The 17,263-nt window shown below is 59.9% G+C and carries 16 protein-coding genes; 10 read left to right on the top strand and 6 right to left on the bottom strand.

Going from position 1 to position 17,263, the window contains the following annotated elements; translation table 11 throughout:
- Positions 1-85: 85 nt before the first annotated feature.
- Positions 86-412 (top strand): DUF3775 domain-containing protein, encoded by a 327-nt coding sequence (locus tag ACORLH_RS19515; RefSeq protein ID WP_321829982.1) that lies wholly within the window; start codon positions 86-88, stop codon positions 410-412.
- A gap of 82 nt (positions 413-494) precedes the next feature.
- Here the strand turns inward: ACORLH_RS19515 and ACORLH_RS19510 are convergent, their stop codons facing one another.
- From ACORLH_RS19510 to ACORLH_RS19485, 6 genes are all read right to left on the bottom strand, one after another.
- Entirely contained in the window at positions 495-1,631 is a 1,137-nt protein-coding gene (locus ACORLH_RS19510) for a saccharopine dehydrogenase C-terminal domain-containing protein (RefSeq protein WP_321829981.1), read from the bottom strand.
- A 19-nt stretch (positions 1,632-1,650) separates the two neighbouring features.
- Positions 1,651-2,706, bottom strand: a complete 1,056-nt coding sequence (locus ACORLH_RS19505) for a saccharopine dehydrogenase (protein ID WP_321829980.1) — start codon at positions 2,704-2,706, stop codon at positions 1,651-1,653.
- Positions 2,707-2,765: 59 nt separating this feature from the next.
- A complete protein-coding gene (locus ACORLH_RS19500; RefSeq protein ID WP_321829979.1) occupies positions 2,766-3,425 on the bottom strand; it encodes a histidine phosphatase family protein in 660 nt (219 codons plus the stop codon).
- 122 nt (positions 3,426-3,547) lie between these two features.
- Positions 3,548-3,787, bottom strand: a complete 240-nt coding sequence (locus ACORLH_RS19495; RefSeq protein ID WP_058242467.1) for a WGR domain-containing protein — start codon at positions 3,785-3,787, stop codon at positions 3,548-3,550.
- Positions 3,788-3,866: 79 nt separating this feature from the next.
- On the bottom strand, positions 3,867-4,574 hold the full coding sequence (locus ACORLH_RS19490; protein WP_321829978.1) for a response regulator transcription factor: 708 nt from the start codon (positions 4,572-4,574) through the stop codon (positions 3,867-3,869).
- Positions 4,571-6,505 (bottom strand): PAS-domain containing protein, encoded by a 1,935-nt coding sequence (locus ACORLH_RS19485; protein WP_321829977.1) that lies wholly within the window; start codon positions 6,503-6,505, stop codon positions 4,571-4,573. The genes ACORLH_RS19490 and ACORLH_RS19485 overlap by 4 nt, the downstream gene beginning before the upstream one ends.
- Before the next feature lie 272 nt (positions 6,506-6,777).
- Here ACORLH_RS19485 and ACORLH_RS19480 point away from each other — a divergent pair, with 272 nt between their 5' ends.
- The 9 genes from ACORLH_RS19480 to ACORLH_RS19440 all read left to right on the top strand — a co-directional run bounded on the left by ACORLH_RS19480 (position 6,778) and on the right by ACORLH_RS19440 (position 17,208).
- Positions 6,778-8,679, top strand: coding sequence for an AMP-binding protein (locus ACORLH_RS19480; RefSeq protein WP_420719833.1), 1,902 nt, complete (start codon positions 6,778-6,780; stop codon positions 8,677-8,679).
- The gene (locus tag ACORLH_RS19475; RefSeq protein ID WP_058242471.1) at positions 8,676-9,497 is read left to right on the top strand and encodes an ABC transporter ATP-binding protein; all 822 of its coding nucleotides are present in this window, start codon (positions 8,676-8,678) and stop codon (positions 9,495-9,497) included. Before ACORLH_RS19480 ends, ACORLH_RS19475 begins: the two co-directional genes overlap by 4 nt.
- A gap of 42 nt (positions 9,498-9,539) precedes the next feature.
- Positions 9,540-10,541: a branched-chain amino acid ABC transporter permease gene (locus ACORLH_RS19470; RefSeq protein ID WP_321829975.1), complete on the top strand. Its 1,002-nt coding sequence runs from the start codon at positions 9,540-9,542 to the stop codon at positions 10,539-10,541.
- A complete protein-coding gene (locus ACORLH_RS19465) occupies positions 10,541-10,768 on the top strand; it encodes a hypothetical protein (protein WP_321829974.1) in 228 nt (75 codons plus the stop codon). Before ACORLH_RS19470 ends, ACORLH_RS19465 begins: the two co-directional genes overlap by 1 nt.
- Positions 10,769-10,774: 6 nt before the next feature.
- Positions 10,775-11,851 carry a branched-chain amino acid ABC transporter permease gene (locus tag ACORLH_RS19460; protein ID WP_058242474.1) on the top strand — a complete coding sequence of 359 codons (1,077 nt, stop codon included), beginning with the start codon at positions 10,775-10,777 and terminating at the stop codon, positions 11,849-11,851.
- Positions 11,852-11,935: 84 nt separating this feature from the next.
- Entirely contained in the window at positions 11,936-13,219 is a 1,284-nt protein-coding gene (locus ACORLH_RS19455; RefSeq protein ID WP_321829973.1) for an ABC transporter substrate-binding protein, read from the top strand.
- Positions 13,220-13,296: 77 nt separating this feature from the next.
- Positions 13,297-14,121 (top strand): ABC transporter ATP-binding protein, encoded by an 825-nt coding sequence (locus tag ACORLH_RS19450; RefSeq protein WP_058242476.1) that lies wholly within the window; start codon positions 13,297-13,299, stop codon positions 14,119-14,121.
- 97 nt (positions 14,122-14,218) lie between these two features.
- A complete protein-coding gene (locus tag ACORLH_RS19445) occupies positions 14,219-15,439 on the top strand; it encodes a phenylacetate--CoA ligase family protein (protein ID WP_321829972.1) in 1,221 nt (406 codons plus the stop codon).
- Between the two features lie 170 nt (positions 15,440-15,609).
- A complete protein-coding gene (locus tag ACORLH_RS19440) occupies positions 15,610-17,208 on the top strand; it encodes a peptidoglycan-binding protein (RefSeq protein ID WP_321829971.1) in 1,599 nt (532 codons plus the stop codon).
- Positions 17,209-17,263: the final 55 nt, after the last annotated feature.

Genomic DNA, 17,263 nt, shown 5'->3' with positions numbered 1-17,263 from the left:
GGTTGATTTGCCCCAGATCAAGGCGGCGGCTTTACCGCCTGTGCAATGGTCGTTGGCGTGAGATAGCGCGAAAAGGATCGACCCCATGCTGAACGTTTCCATTCAAAAAATTGCCAATGTCATTTTGATGTCCCGTGAATTGGGCCGCGCTGAGGGTGAATTGCGCGCCTTCATCGATCGGCTGACCGAGGAAGAACAGGCCGATATGGTGGCGCTGATGTGGGTGGGGCGCGGCAGTTTTGAAGCCGAGGAATGGGAAGAAGCCCGCGGCACAGCTGTGGCTGAGGCCACAACCCCGACGGCGGATTATCTGATCGGCACGCCGTATCTGTCGGACCATCTGGAAAACGGATTGGAGGCCTTGGGGCTTTCGGCGTCTGATGAGGAAGATGAGCTGATGCGCGGCGGCTGAAATGACAACGCCTTGATCGCAAAAGAAAAGCGCCCCAAATGGGGCGCTTTGGCGTTTCGATGCGGGGTGTTTCATACCTGGCTTAGTGGGTGACCACACCCAGGTGCTGCGCCAGATCGTCAACAACATCCAGCCAGTCGCTGACCAGATCTGCCTGGCTGGGCGCGGCGGATACGCCGGTGGGGATGCGCTCATCCAGCACCGCCTCAATCGCCAGCGAGACCGGGATCGAGACCAGACGCGCCATCGCTGTGCCACGCTCATCGCCCCAGGCATCCATGGTGTAGGTCTTGTGCCAGACCGGCTGGCCGTCTTTTTCGGCCTTGAAGCCCACGCACATGATCACGCGGTCCGGTTCGCCGTCATCATAGGAATTTTCGGTCCAGAACTGATCGGACATTTCCTTCAGCCGGGCATCGCCCGCCGCGCCTTCCAGCGTTTCGATCTCTTTGAAGACATCGCCCCAGGCCTCGGCCCAGCCGTTCAGTCGAAGGGTGCCGCGCACGAACTGTTTGACGTTCCAGTCTTTTTCAAAGCCGTATTCCGCCATGAAGGGCAGGGAGTCGCGGTTCGGATAGACTTCAAACGCTTCCGGGGTGGGCAGCGGCGCAGTGTAGCTGGACAGCGCGTCCCAGGGCCGTGCGGCGTTGAACTCTTTGCCATCCAGGATGGATTTTGAGGGCGAGCGCAGCGCCTTCAACACGCCCAGCGGCGACCAGCTGAATTTGTAGCGGAAGGGGTTTTCGTGTTTCGGCACGCCACCGCAGTAGGAAATGAACGACAGCTCATTATCCGCGTCAAAGGCATCGGAGGCTTTGTAATCGGCCATCAGCCAATGGGCCATCAGGTGGTCGATACCCGGGTCCAACCCAACCTCATTCACAAAGCACAGGCCTTTGTCCTTGGCCGCCGCATCCAGGGCCGCCATTTCCGGCGCGATATAGGAGGAGGAGACGAAATGCGCGTCTTTGCCAAGGCAGATCTCGGCCAGCGGCACGTGTTGGTCGGCCGGCAGCATTGAGACGACAACGTCGCCCGCGCTGACCGCTTCGGCCACAGCCTCCATCGAGAAGGGGCGGATGTTTTTGGTCAGATCGCCAACAGCCTCTTCAGCTTTGGCAACGGTCCGGTTCCAAACAGTGACGTCATGGCCGTTTTCCAGCAGGCGACGCAGGCCGGGAATGGCGGAGAGGCCGGTGCCACACCAGTGAATAGTCATAAGGGGTTCCTCCTAAATCTCAGACCTTGGCCACATGTTCGGCAAAGGTTGCTTCGGCCCGGCCCCATACGCCGCTGTCCAGATCGGTCAGCGTCAAGAGGGAGGGCAAGAGTTGTGCTGCATAATCCTCGGAGCTTTCGGCAGGTAGCATCGAGGGCAAGTTATCAATCGCCATGACGTCCATCACCGGGGCGTCGGCGACGCGCAGGGCCGGTTCGGCCCAGGTGGTGGCACGATCATAGACGGGGATCGGGTTATAATCGCTGTCTGGGTCACAGGCGACATCGCCAATGGCGGTCAGGTTGCGATCCTGCGCCAGCGCCTCACGCGGGACAAAGACCGGCGTGCCGGGGCGGGCAAAGATGCAGTTCAGGAACAGGTCGTGTTCCAGAATTTCCGGGAAGGGGCCGCCGCTGGCGGTTTCGGCCATATCCCATTTGGTGACCGCAACACCCATGGCTTCGCACAGATCCGCCGCGCCGGTGCCAACCCGGCCCAGGGCGCCGATCACGATGGCCTTGGGCAGCGGTTTGCCGGTGGCTTCGACCTCGGCCAGCAGTTCGGCGTTCAGCGCATCTTTGTCTTTGTAGACGCCAACGGCTGGGCAGACCTCACCCCGTTGCTGTGCGGCCCAGGTCTTCAGCGTCACGGCCGCCCCGGCATAGCCCGCCCAGTAGCCAAAGGCCGCAACACGGCGGCCGGATTCATCGACGAGGTATTCCAGATCGTAAAGCGTGCCGCCGCCTTCTTTGAACCGTTCCAGCAGCGCCTTGCCCGAATGCTGGCCCTTATATGCATGGCCGAACATGATGTGCTTATGGGGCAGGGGCGTGCCATCTTCGGGCAGTTCTTTCAGGCCAAAGATGATCGCGTCCAGCGGGGCCTCGGGCCAGGTGTTTTCCGGCGCAATGTCCGCTCCGGCCTCGCGGTAGCCATCGATTGGCAGCGCGCGGGTGCTGCTTTCTTCGACGGTGACGCGGATGCCCGCTGCGATCAGGGCCTTGACGCCTTCGGGGGTCAGGCCAACGCGGTCTTCGTTCTGGCGCTGTTCGGCGCGAACCCAAAGATGTGTCATTCTGGTTGCCTTTTCTTGGCCCCTGCTTGCCGGGTTGGGCGGCGTCGGGGCGTGGGATGTTACAGATGTGTTTGCGCGTGCTGCCGGTCGGATCGATCCAAATGCGGCACGGCGTTGAATTGGGTCATCATAAAGTCACCGCCGACGTGATGCAGACGGTGGACGGAGCTGTTCATGATCGCCAGCGCCAACCGGGAAAACCCGTGCGTGTCCAATTTCAGCACGCCGCGCAGGGCCATTGCGATCAACCCGCCTGAGGTCACGGCCAGTGCCGATCCCCGGCCCTGGGCGATTTCGGCGATGACCGAGGCGGTGCGATACTCAAAGTCCTGATAGCTTTCTGGTGGGTTCAGGATTTCACCCGCCTGCCATTTGCCCATCAGCATCGGCAGGTAGCTGACAAAGTCTTCGCGCTCACGCGGAATCGCAATCTCCTGTTGGTCCAGCAACAGATTGGCGAGTGTGAAGAACTCCATCTCATTCAGCCGGTCATCCACGATGACCTCAGCCCCGTCGCATAGCGCCATGGCGTCCGCGGTTTGGCGATGGCGGATCAGGGTGCCGCAATAGATACGTTCATAGTGTTCGCCACTGGAACGCATGTGATCGCCTAGCCAGCTGGCTTGCTGGTGGCCAAGATCGCTGAGCGCGTCATAGTTGGCTTCGTCACGGGCGGCGGTGTTGGCCTGGCCGTGGCGGACAAGTGTAATGTTGGACATTGGATCCCTTTATCCGATTGCCATCTGGGTAGGCAATGGATGCGGAGGACGCAATGGGGTTTGCAAGAAAAACCGTCGCGGGCTGCGCGGATTGCGCGAGGGCTGGCTTTGACGTTGGGGACTTATGCTGCGTCGCTGCGGCGATATCCCCGGCGCATGGCCGAGCGGCGCGCCTTGTCCGCCGCTTCAGAGGCGTGGCGTAGATTTCCGAAGATATCGATCTTTGAGGTGCCTTTGCCGCCCGAGATGCCCCATTCGCGCAGAACTGAAACCTCTTCGAAAAGGTTCATGGCGATTTCCACGCGGTAAAACCGGGGGCGGAAGTTCTGCTCGGAAGAGCGATACAGCAGGCAGCAAGTCATGCGGTGATTCTAGGATGGCGATTCGGCGCACGCAAGGGCTAGCGAATCGTCCGCTGTGAACTGCCGAGTTGCAAAGGGATCAGCCCCAGTGCACGTCCCCCAGAAAGATATAGCCCGCGCCATAGATCGTCTTGATTAGATGGGGGTTTTTCGGATCCTCACGCAGTTTGGTGCGCAGCCGTGAAATCCGCACATCCATCGCCCGGTCAAAGCTTTCGCCAGCCGCCCCACCAAGGCTTTCCTGCATGACAGCGCGGGAAATCAGCCGTTTCGGCCGTTCAAGGAACAGGCGCAGCACCTCACCTTCGGCATGGGAAAACGGTGTTTTATCGCCGTTCTCATCCTCAAGAACATAGCTGTCAAAATGCGCCACCCAGCCGGAAAACCGCGCCGTGTTGCCGGATTGTGGCTGTGCCTGCCCCCGGCGTAACCGGGCGCGGATCCGCGCGACCACCTCAGCTGGGTCAAAGGGTTTGATGATGTAGTCATCCGCCCCCAGTTCCAGCCCGGTGACCCGGTCCTGCACCTGAGCGCGGCCGGAAATGATGATGACGGTTGCGCCCTGTTCCAGTGCCAGACGGTGCACCAGCGTCAGCCCGTCTTTGTCCGGCAGCGACAGGTCCACCAGACAGACATCCGGCGTGGCGGATTGCAACGCGGCCTCAAATTCGGTGGCGCGGCCAAAGCTTAGGGTGCGAAACCCGGCCTCCTCCAGTGCGTCCGAAAGCATCGAGCGGATTGCGGGTTCGTCATCCAGAATGGTCACAAGGGGCGCGGCGGTATTCATGGGCTGTTCGGGTCCTGTTGCAGGAAGGAAGTCAATTGCGACTGCGTGAAGGGTTTGCGCAGTACCGGGCCATTGGCGGCGGCGGTTTTGTGCAACGCATCATCAGGGGGGCGCGATGTCATCAGGTGAATGGGCGGTGCGCTTTCAGGCAGGGCGTTGCGCAGATCGATACCGGTTTTTTCCCCGATGAGCGAGATGTCAGAAAGGATGCGTTTGATTTCAGGCAGGCCCTCGATCAAGGCCAGTGCTTCGTCATATGAGGTGGCTTCGACCACGGTGTTGCCCATGGCCGTCAGCATCGGGCGCAGAACTTCGCGGATGTCCGCGCTGTCTTCGACCAGCAGGACCAGACCTGGTGCCAGGGGCGGCGGGGCCGGGCGCAATGGCAGGCGCAGGGTTATCCGGGCGCCTTTTTCGCCATTGGCGACGCGCAGTCTGCCGCCAGCAAGTTTCGCCATATCATAGACCATCGACAGGCCCAGCCCTGACCCCTCACCGCCTTTGGTGGTGTAAAACGGTTCCATCGCACGGCTGAGCGCGGCGTCAGAAAAGCCCGGCCCGTTGTCTTCGACGATGAATTCCGCCCAGAGGTTTTGCACCGGGGCCACGGTCAGCGAAATCTCACCCGATTTGCCACAGGCGTCACGGGCGTTGAGGATCAGGTTCAGTAGGGAATCCTGCAACATCCCTGTGTCGAGCATCAGCATGTTGTCATGCAGCAGGTTTGAGATGTGCAGCGTGAAGCCGTTGGGCAGCGCGGGGGTGGCGAGGATCTTCATGTCATCCAAGAGGAGCGCCACATCGGCTGGGGCCGGATTCCATTCGCGTGCGCCGGTGATATCGGCAATTCGGTTTAACAGCGACCCGCCGCGATGGGCCGCGGACAGGGTTGCCTCGACCTGCTGTTGGGCCGACCCGGGCAGATCCATACGCTGCAGCCGGGATTGGCTGCCAAGGATGATGGTCAGCAGATTGGAAAAATCATGCGCCATGCCGCTGGTCAGCTGCGCCGCCATTTCGCGGCGGCGGGTCTGTTGCAGCGCGGTGCGCGCCTGTGCTTCGCGGGTGATGTCCATCGACAGGATATAGACCCCGCCACTGTCTGGTCCGCTGGGCCCGTCCAGATCCTGCGCCGGGGTGAAGGCCGCGCGGATCCGGCGTGAGCTGCTTTCGATGAAAAACTCAAAGACCGACGCCTCACCGGCAAACGCCTTATCCAGATGCGGCGCGATGGCTGTGTAGATCTCTTCGCCAAGCGCCTCTTCGATATCAAGACCAGTGATTTCTGACGGACGGCCGGGCATGACCGAGGAAAGCTTGCGGTTGGAAAACGTGTAGCGTCGGTTGCGGTCCACATGGGCGATATGGGCCGGCATCATCTCGGTCGTTTGGCGGGTGCGGGCCTCAGTCTCGGCCAGTTGGCGTTTGGCTTCTTCCAGGGCGGTGATGGTTGCCTCAAGCTCACGGTTGGCCGCGGCCAGTTCCTCGGCGTAGCCCAGCACCTTGTCTGACAGCGCCTCTGACCGGGTGCGCAGCAAGGCCTCTTGCCGTTTGGCGCGGGTGATGTCGGTGTAAACGGCGACCCAGCCGCCTTGCGGCAGGGGCGATCCCTCCACCGAAACCCAGCGGCCGTTGGCGCGTTCGCGTTCCATGTAGTGGGGGGTAAAGGCGCGGGCCTGTTCCACACGCATCGCCACGGCCTCAGCCACGTCATCCACCGGCCCATATTCGCCACGTTCCACAAGTAGGCGGATGGTGTCCTGAAAACGGGCGCCGGGCTTGCCGTGGCTTTCTGGCAGATCAAACATCTCCAGAAACGGGCGGTTGCAAATCACCAGCTTCAGATGCTCATCATAAATCGACAGACCCTGCTGAATCAGATTCAGACCGGCACTGGTCATTGCGGCTGTATCGTTTTTTGCCAAGGCCATCAGCTCCTCCCTCCCACTGGCTAGCATCCCGCGCGACGGGGGAAAAGCGTCAGATTTAGGGCTGTTACAATTCGTTAGGATTGGGAAATGATCAGGAAAAAGTTGACCGCGTAATCTAATTGCGCACCCTTGAGAAAGGGAGAATCGCGGCTGTGGAGGCCGTGCGCTCGATGAAGACCGAGCATTTGGGAGGAACAGAATTGGCACAGTCGTCACAGGCGGCGGGTGGACTTCAGTCCATTCCGGCGCTGTTGCACCGCAACGCCACCGAGATGGCGGATCGCCCCGCTTATCGGGAGAAGGAATTCGGGATCTGGCAGAGCTGGACCTGGCGTGAGACCGAACATCAGATCAACAACCTGGCCCGTGGCCTGTTGAACCTCGGCGTCAACGAGGGCGATTTCATCGCCATCATTGGCCGCAACCGTCCCTATATGTACTGGTCGATGGTTGCCGCCCAATCCGTTGGCGCAATTCCGGTTCCGCTTTACCAGGATGCGGCAGCAGAAGAGATGGCCTATGTGCTGGATCACTGCGGCGCGCGCTTTGTGATCGCCGAAGATCAGGAACAGGTCGACAAGGTCATCGATATCCAAGAAGACCTGCATCAGTTTGAACATATGATCTATCTCGATCCGCGCGGCATGCGGAAATACGATCATACCCAGCTGCATGAATTCAGCCACATTCAGGAACAGGGCTTTGCCGCCCGTGATGAGCTGACACCTGAGCTGGAGCGCCGTCGTTCCAAGCTGGATTACAGCTCCACCTGTGTGATGCTTTATACCTCGGGCACCACCGGCAAACCCAAAGGTGTGGTTCTGTCGAACCGTAACGTGATCGAAAGCGCCAAGAACTCCTCCGAGTTCGACAATCTGCGCCCGGACGAAGAAATTCTGGCCTACCTGCCGATGGCATGGGTGGGGGATTTCATCTTCTCGGTTGGTCAGGCCTACTGGTGCGGTTTCTGCGTGAACTGCCCGGAAAGCGCCGAGACGCTGAACGTCGACCTGCGTGAAATTGGTCCGACTTACTACTTCGCGCCGCCGCGTGTTTTTGAAACGCAGCTGACCAGCGTCATGATCCGGATGGAAGACGCCAGCCCGATGAAGCGCAAGATGTTCCATTACTTCATGGAGCACGCCAAGAAAGTGGGCGGCGACATTCTGGATGGCAACCCTGTTGGGTTTGGCGACCGGATGAAATACGCGCTGGGCAACCTGATGGTTTACGGCCCGCTGAAAAACACCCTTGGCTTCAGCCGCGTGCGGGTGGGCTACACCGCCGGTGAAGCGATTGGTCCGGAAATCTTTGCGTTCTATCGTTCGCTGGGTATCAACCTGAAACAGCTCTACGGCCAGACCGAGGCAACGGTTTTCATCACCGCGCAGCCCGATGGTCAGGTGCGTTCGGACACTGTTGGTGTGCCGTCGCCGGGTGTTGAGTTGAAGATCGATGACAATGGTGAGGTTCACTACCGCAGCCCCGGTGTTTTCGAGTACTATTACAAGAACGAAGAAAGCACCAAAGGCACCAAAGACGCCGAAGGCTGGGTGGCCACTGGCGATGCGGGCTTCATCGAGAAAGACACCGGTCATCTGCGTATCATCGACCGCGCCAAGGACGTTGGCAAAATGGCCGATGGCAGCCTGTTTGCGCCGAAATACGTTGAGAACAAGCTGAAGTTCTTCCCCAACGTGCTGGAGGCGGTGCTGTTCGGCAATGGCCGTGACAAATGTATGGCCTTTGTGAACATCGACCTGACCGCGGTTGGCAACTGGGCCGAACGCAACAACATCGCCTATTCTTCCTATCAGGAACTGGCGGGGCATCCGCAGGTTCTGGAAACCATCAAATCGCACGTCGAAGAGGTCAACAAATCGGTCGCGCAGGATGAGATGCTTTCGGGCTGTCAGATCCACCGCTTCCTGGTTCTGCACAAAGAACTGGACGCTGACGATGGCGAAATGACCCGGACCCGTAAGGTGCGCCGTCGGATTGTTGAGGATAAATTCTCGGATCTGATCGACGCGCTCTATGGCGGCAAGGATGAGATCTACACCACCACCGAAGTGACCTATGAAGACGGCCGCAAAGGGTCGATCAGCGCCAACCTGACGTTGATTGACGCCCCTGTGGTTGCCGTGACCAGCGGGAAGGTGGCAGCAGAATGAGCGATCAGATGACAGAAGGCTACATCACCGAGGACGGCCGCAAAATCGGCGGCACCTTGATGGAGATGAAAAACATCACGCTGCGCTTTGGCGGGGTGAAGGCAATCACCGACATCAGCTTTGACATCAAGGAAGGCGAGATCCGCGCCATCATCGGCCCGAACGGCGCTGGTAAATCCTCGATGCTGAACGTGATCTCGGGCTTCTATGTGCCGCAGGAAGGTGAGGTTTGGTACAAAGGCGCAAAACGCCCGCAGATGAAACCTTATCAGGTGGCCCAGCAGGGCATCGCCCGGACCTTCCAGAACATCGCGCTGTTTGAAGGCATGTCCGTGCTGGACAACGTGATGACCGGTCGCCTCAACCACATGAAGACCAACATGTTCCAGCAAGCGATCTGGAAAGGGAAGGCCGAGAAGGAAGAGGTGGAGAACCGCGAAGTTGTTGAGAAGATCATCGACTTCCTGGAAATCCAGTCGATCCGGAAAACCCCGGTGGGACGTCTGCCTTATGGTCTGAAGAAACGTGTGGAACTGGCCCGCGCACTGGCCGTTGAGCCGCATCTGTTGCTGCTGGACGAACCGATGGCGGGCATGAACGTCGAAGAGAAAGAGGACATGAGCCGCTTCATCCTCGACGTGAACGACGAATTCGGCACCACCATCGCCCTGATCGAACACGATATGGGCGTTGTGATGGACCTCAGCGACCGCGTGGTCGTGATGGATTACGGCAAAAAGATCGGGGACGGCACCCCGGACGAAGTGCGCAACAATCAGGACGTGATCGACGCCTATCTGGGGGTGAGCCATGACTGATCGTACCGCACAACGTATTCAACTGTTTAAGGGGGCGTAACGATGCCTGAACAGCTACTCTTTGGGGCAGAGGTTTTCCTGAACGGCCTGATGGCAGGCGTTCTCTACGCTCTTGTCGCGCTGGGCTTCGTCTTGATCTACAAGGCGTCCGGCATCTTCAACTACGCGCAGGGTGTTATGGCCCTGTTTGCGGCGCTGACGCTGGTGGGCATCATGGAGGGGCAGATCCCCTTCGCGCATCTGATCAACGCCATCCTTGGCACTGAGGTGCATCACTTCGGCTGGCACGTGAACGCCTTTTTCGGCATCATCATCACGATGGCTGTGATGGTTGCCTTGGCCTGGTGTGTGCAGCGTTACGTGTTCCGCCATCTGGTGGGGCAGGAACCGATCATCCTGTTCATGGCCACTATTGGTCTGGCCTACTTCATGGAAGGCCTTGGCGATATCATGTGGGGCTCGGACATTAAGAAGCTGGACGTTGGTCTGCCGCAGGGCGGTAGCTTCTGGATCGAAGAAAACACCCAGTGGCTGGGCTTCGGCAACGAACGGTTCTACGGCTTCTTCCTGGATCAGCTGGACATTATCGCAACCGGCATCGCTGTTGTTCTGGTGGCCGCGCTGGTGCTGTTCAGCCAGTACACCAAACAGGGCCGTGCGATGCGTGCGGTGGCAGATGACCACCAGGCTGCATTGTCGGTCGGTATCTCGCTGAACTTCATCTGGGTGATGGTCTGGTCGCTTGCGGGCTTTGTGGCGCTGGTTGCCGGTATCATGTGGGGCGCCAAATCGGGCGTGCAGTTCTCACTGTCGCTGATCGCGCTGAAGGCACTGCCGGTTCTGATGCTGGGTGGCTTCACCTCGATCCCCGGGGCGATTGTCGGCGGTCTGATCATCGGTGTGGGTGAGAAGATGTTTGAATTCATCATCGGCCCGATGGTCGGCGGCGCAACCGAGAACTGGTTCGCCTATGTGCTGGCGCTGGTCTTCCTAGTGTTCCGTCCGCAGGGTCTGTTCGGCGAAAAGATCATCGAGAGGGTCTGATGCAGAAGCTAATCGCGATCCTCACTGTGGTGTCCTGGTCGGGGTTCTGGTCCTTCGGTTACATCGCCTTGACGGCGACCAACCTGACAGATCAGCAGATCCTGACCGCCACCAGCCTGGCTGGACTGGGCTTCTTGACCGGGATTGGGGCCTATCTGGCCCTGTCCAAAGGACAAACCATCAACAATACCGCGCTGAATTTCCGCCACGCGCCTCAGGAAGGGTAAGGGACCATGTTTTATCGTGAAGCGGGTGACTTTAAGACCACCTATGCCGATGACAACCAAACCTTCCCGATCAAATTTGATCGGTACCGGTACTACGCTGTCCTGTTCTTTGCCTTCCTGATCGTTCCCTTTGTCATCAATGACTACTGGGTGAACGCCGTCTTCATGCCGTTCCTGATCTACTCGATCGCGGCGATCGGCCTGAACATCCTGGTGGGCTATTGTGGTCAGGTGTCGCTGGGCACCGGGGGCTTCATGGCAGTGGGCGCTTACGCGGTCTACAAGCTTATGACAGCCTTTCCGGAGGTCAGCATCTTCATCCATATCCTGCTGGCAGGTGGTGTCACCTCCCTGGTGGGGGTTGCGTTTGGCCTGCCGTCGCTGCGGATCAAAGGGTTCTACCTTGCCGTGGCAACACTGGCGGCGCAGTTCTTCCTGGTGTGGCTGTTTAACAAGGTGCCGTGGTTCTACAACTACTCGGCCTCTGGTCAGATCTCGGCGCCTGAGCGGACTGTGTTCGGCATCGCCGTGACCGGGCCCAACACCGCCGCATGGGCCACCTATCTGTTCTGCCTGATCTTTGTGACGATCTGTGCGCTCATCGCACGGAACCTGACACGCGGCACCACGGGCCGTAAGTGGATGGCCATTCGTGACATGGACATCGCCGCCGAAATCATCGGTGTGGATCCGCTGAAATCGAAACTGTCGGCCTTTGCTGTCAGCTCGTTCTTCATCGGTGTCTCTGGCGCCCTGTTCTTCTCGGTCTATCTGGGCGCGGTTGAAGTGGGTGAGGTTTTCGGCATCAATAAATCGTTCCTGGTTCTGTTCATGATCATCATTGGTGGTCTGGGCTCGATCTTTGGCTCCTTCGCTGGCGCGGCCTTCCTGGTCTTGCTGCCGGTACTGCTGAAGAACGTGCTGGTGGGCATGCTGGGCTGGCCGACCGATCTGGCGGCGCATCTCGAATTCATGATCGTGGGGGCTCTGATTATCATCTTCCTGATCGCGGAACCCCATGGCCTTGCCCAGTTGTGGCGCGTGGCCAAGGAAAAACTACGGCTGTGGCCCTTCCCGCACTAAGCGCGGGGCCACATCCACCGCCAGATGAGAGGAGTGTCTGGCGACCGACGAACATCGGACTAAACCAAGGGAGGAGTGTTACCGATGAAGACCAAACTGATCACCGCAGCCGTTGCTGCAATGGTGGCGGCCAGCCCCGCAATTGCGGACCTGACCTTTACCTCGCTCAGCTACCGGACCGGCCCCTATGCTGCAAACGGCATCCCGTTCGCAGATGGCTACGCCGACTATTTCACCCTGCTGAACGAGCGTGACGGCGGTATCGGCGGTGAAAAGATCAACTTCCTGGAATGTGAGACCGGCTATAACACCGAAAAAGGTGTGGAATGCTACGAGTCGACCAAAGGCGAAGGCACTCTGGTGTATCAGCCGCTGTCGACCGGTATCACCTACCAGCTGATCCCCAAAGTGACCGCAGACGGCATCGCGATGCACACCATGGGTTACGGCCGGACCTCGGCGAAGAACGGTTCGATCTTCTCGAACGTGTTCAACTACCCGATCAACTACTGGGATGGTGCCTCGGTTGCGATCAACCACCTGCTGGACGTCAACGGTGGTGACCTGAGCGGCAAGAAAGTGGCGCTGGTCTATCACAACTCGGCCTACGGTAAGGAACCGATCCGTACCCTGGAAGAGCTGTCGGGCAAGCACGGTTTCGACCTGAGCCTGCTGGCCGTTGACCACCCCGGTCAGGAACAGAAATCGCAGTGGCTGCAGATCCGCCGTGAGCGTCCTGACTATGTGATCATGTGGGGCTGGGGCGTTATGAACCAGGTCGCGATCCAGGAAGCTGTGAACATCCGCTTCCCGATGGAAAACTTCATCGGTGTTTGGTGGTCGGGTTCGGAAAACGACGTGAAGCCGGCTGGCGACGCGGCGGACGGCTACAAGGCTGTGACCTTCCACAACGTTGGGTCCGACTTCCCGGTGTTTGACGACATCCAGAAACATGTTGTCGACGCAGGCAAAGCGGCCGGCGCTGGCGATCAGGTTGGCACCGTTCTCTACAACCGTGGTCTCTACGCTGCCTATCTGGCGCATATGGCCGCTGAGAAAGCTCAGGAAATTGCCGGCAAGTCCGACATTTCCCAAGGCGACATGATCAAGGGCATGGAAGCCCTCGAGATCACTCAGGAGCTGATGGACAAGCACGGTCTGGCGGGCTTCGGCCCCGACTTTGCTGTGTCCTGTGAAAACCACGGTGGTCCGGGCCTCGGCGCGGTACAGCAGTGGGATGCCTCGGCCGGTGAATGGAGCCTGATCTCGGGCTTTGAGCCGTCGGACAAAGACGTGATCGACGCGCTGGTTAAGGAAGATTCCGAAGCCTACGCCGCCGAAAACAACATCGAAGCGCGCTGCAACTAAGCGCTCCTCCCTGTCCGGCTGCATCTGCGGGTGCGGCCGGACCCCTGAACAAGAGTTAATCGGAAAGTAGACACGAGATGCTGGACGCAGGACGCCCCCAAGAGACCCTTCTAGAGGTCAACAACATCGAGGTGATCTATAACCACGTGATCCTGGTGCTTAAGGGCGTGTCCCTGAAGGTGCCCAAAGGCGGTATCACCGCGCTTCTGGGTGGCAACGGGGCGGGCAAGACCACCACACTGAAAGCGATTTCCAACCTGCTGCATTCCGAACGCGGCGAGGTGACCAAAGGCACCATCACCTATCGTGGTGAAGGTGTGGCGGACCTGAGCCCCGCCGCGCTGGTGGACAAGGGTGTTATTCAGGTGATGGAAGGCCGTCACTGCTTTGAACACCTGACCGTCGAAGAAAACCTGATGACCGGCGCCTATACCCGTAAGGACGGCAAAGGCGCAGTCGATGCCGATCTTGAGATGGTCTACAACTATTTCCCCCGCCTGAAAGAGCGCCGCAAAAGCCAGGCCGGCTATACCTCGGGGGGTGAACAGCAGATGGTGGCCATTGGCCGCGCCATCATGAGCCGCCCTGAGACCATCCTGCTGGATGAACCCTCGATGGGTCTGGCGCCGCAGCTGGTGGAAGAGATCTTCAACATCGTGAAGAACCTCAACGAAAAAGAAGGCGCAACCTTCCTGTTGGCGGAACAGAACACCAACGTGGCCCTGCGGTTTGCCCATTACGGCTACATCCTGGAATCGGGCCGTGTTGTGATGGATGGCCCTGCCGCAGACCTGCGCGAAAACCCGGACGTGAAGGAATTTTACCTCGGCATGTCCGACGAAGGCCGCAAGAGCTTCCGCGATGTGCGCTCCTACCGCCGCCGGAAGCGTTGGCTGAGCTAAGAACACTCCTGCCGGGCGGCTGCGGCTGCCCGGTTCCCTCAACTCCCCCCGATAGTCCCCAAATAGGGTGCAGGCACCCGACCCGGAGTAACCAGATATGAGCCGTTTCTTTGACGAACTTGAAACCCGTAAGCCGGAGGCCCGCGAAGAGGCCTATGCCAGCGCGCTGCCTCAGCAGGTGGCCCGTGCGCAGGCTTTGTCGGGTTATGGGGGCAGCCTCAGCGCTGTTGATGCGGTGGCGGTGACCTCGGTTGCGGATCTGGCAAGCCTGCCGGTCCTGCGCAAGTCCGCTCTGGTCGAAGCGCAAAGCACCTCCTACCCGTTTGGTGGCCTGACCATCCGTGCCCCCAGCGGCTTCACCCATATCTTCCAGTCGCCCGGCCCGATCTACGAACCGGGGGGCGGGGAACATGACTGGTGGCGCATGGGCCGTTTCCTGAATGCCTGTGGCATTGGTCAGGGCGACATCGTGCAGAACTGTTTTGGTTATCACCTGACCCCTGCGGGCATGATCTTTGAAAGCGGCGCGCGCGCTGTTGGCGCCGCGGTGCTGCCTGCCGGCACCGGTCAAACCGAATTGCAGGCCCGTGCGGCCCATGACGTCGGCGTCACCGCCTATGCCGGGACGCCGGATTACCTGAAGGTGATCCTTGATAAGGCCGACACCATGGGCCTGAAGCTGAACATCACCAAAGCTGCCGTTGGCGGCGGGGCGCTGTTCCCCTCGCTGCGTCAGGAATATGCGGATCGCGGAATTTCCTGCCTGCAGTGCTATGCCACCGCGGATCTGGGCAACATCGCCTATGAATCTGAGGCGATGGACGGCATGATCGTGGATGAAAACGTGATCGTCGAAATCGTGCGCCCCGGCACTGGGGATCCTGTTGCCCCGGGTGAAGTGGGCGAGGTTGTAGTGACCACCCTGAACCCCGACTATCCGCTGATCCGATTTGCCACCGGCGATATGTCCGCGGTGCTGGAGGGCGAAAGCCCCTGTGGTCGCTCCAACATGCGGATCAAGGGCTGGATGGGCCGTGCGGACCAGACCACCAAGATCAAAGGCATGTTTGTCCGGCCCGAGCAGGTTGCCGCATTGGTGGCCAAACATGATGAAATCGCCAAGGCCCGTGTGATTGCCGGGCGCGAAGGCGAAATGGATGTGATGACCGTCCAGATCGAAGCCGAAGGCGGCAGCGCCGACCACTATATGCAGACCGTGGTCGATACGCTGAAGCTGAAGGGCAAGATCGAAGTGGTTGCCAAGGGCAGCCTGCCCAATGATGGCAAGGTTATCGACGATCAACGCGTTTACGAGTGAGGGTGGTTTCCCCTGTCAGAACCTGATCTGAGGCCGGGCATGTCCCGGCCTTTTCTTTTTGTCGTGATCTCTGACCTGCGGGATTTGGCCGAAATCAGAGGCACTTGGCAAAAACCATACGCTTGCTTTGGCCACCGGGTTAGGCTGGGGAAAACGATGGGAGGTCTGCGATGAAGATCCTGCGCACCATGATCACTGCCTTGATTGCCGGGGCCGGGGCGGCCGGGCCTTTGTGGGCTGCGGATATCGCCCTGGTGTTGACCAATCGGGTCTATGCCGATGGTCAGGAAACAGCGGCGTTGCGGTTTGACCAGATCAGCCGACAATTGCGCGATGCCGGGTTTCAGGTGATCGGCGGTGACAATCTGGTGGCCCGTGTCATGGCCGACCGTGCGGCTGAATTCCGTGACGCCCTGGCTGATGATGCGGAGCTGGAGCGCGCTCTGATCGTCCTGTCGGGACGGGTTGTTGCAGGTCAGGGGGACAGCTGGTTTCTGGGACGTGAGGCGGGCGAGGTCTCAGACCTGACGGCCGCACAGCAGGGGCTGTCACTCGCGGTTTTGGATGATCTTCTGGCGGATTATCCGGGGCAAAGCCTGATGGCCGTTGCACCGGCATGGCGCAGCCGCAGGGCACCTGGTCAGGGCCTGCGTGTTGGTCTGGGCGGTCATCAGCCGGGGCAGGGGGTGACCCTGATGTCAGGCTATGGCGCAGATGTGCAGGCGGCCCTGCGGGAGGTACTGCAGGGGGCGGAGCCTTTGGCCGATGCCGCAGCGCGGGCGCCACATGGCGTGAACCTCAGGGGCTACCTGCCGCGCAATGCAGGCTTCAGCGCCTCTGAGCCGGACCCAGTCGACAACAGTGACAGCGCCTATTGGAGTGCGGTGCGCGACATCAACACCGCCGCCGGCTATCAGGCCTACCTCAGACGGTTTCCCAACGGTCTGTTTGTGACCGAGGCTCAGCGGTTGTTGCAGGGCGTGCAAGACACCCCGCAGCAACAGGCCGCCGCCGAGGAAAAAGCGCTGAACCTCAGCCGCAATGACCGCCGTTCCGTGCAGCGTGATCTGACGTTGCTGGGGTTTGACACCCGTGGCGTCGATGGGGTGTTTGGGCCTGGCACCCGCGGGGCGATCCGTGCCTTTCAGCGCAGCCGAGGGTTCCGCGACACAGGCTATCTGACCCGCGCCATGGTCACCCGCCTGGTGCGCGATGCTGATGCCCGCCGCAAAGAGGTTGAGGCCGAGGATCGCGCCTATTGGCAGCGCACCGGCATTACCGGGGTGAAAGAGGATCTTGAGGCCTATCTGGAGCGATATCCCAACGGCGTGTTTTCCGAAGATGCCCGTGACCAGCTGGCAGTGATCCTTGCCGAAGAGGCTGAGGTCGCCTTTCGCGAGGCGCAGCAGCTGGATACCGTGGCGGCCTATCAGGGCTTCCTGCGTCTCTATCCCAACGGGCCGCTGGCTGAACAGGCCCGCTCACGTATTGATATCCTGCAAAACACAGGCTCAGGACAGACGGCTACCGATACCCAGATTGCCAAGGACAAGGCCGAGGAACGGGTGGTTGCCTCAAACCCTGTGGCGCGTTTGCTGATTGAGCGGGCGCTGGAAAAGGTGGGGCATAATCCCGGGCCGGTGGATGGCCGTTTTGACCAGCGCAGCCGCCGCGCCATTAAGGCGTTTCAGCGCAGCGCCAAACTGCCCCGCACCGGCTATGTCAGCCGCGATACAATGGCGCGTCTGACCGCCGCCAGCCTGCGCTAGCTACAGAGACAAGGGGCCGGACAAAAGAAAAGACCGCTTCGAAAACTCGAAGCGG

It is taken from the genome of Thalassovita sp., assembly GCF_963691685.1.
GTDB lineage: Bacteria > Pseudomonadota > Alphaproteobacteria > Rhodobacterales > Rhodobacteraceae > Thalassobius.
The sequence above is the reverse complement of the archived record's forward strand: the minus strand, read 5'-3'. Positions and strand labels throughout refer to the sequence as shown.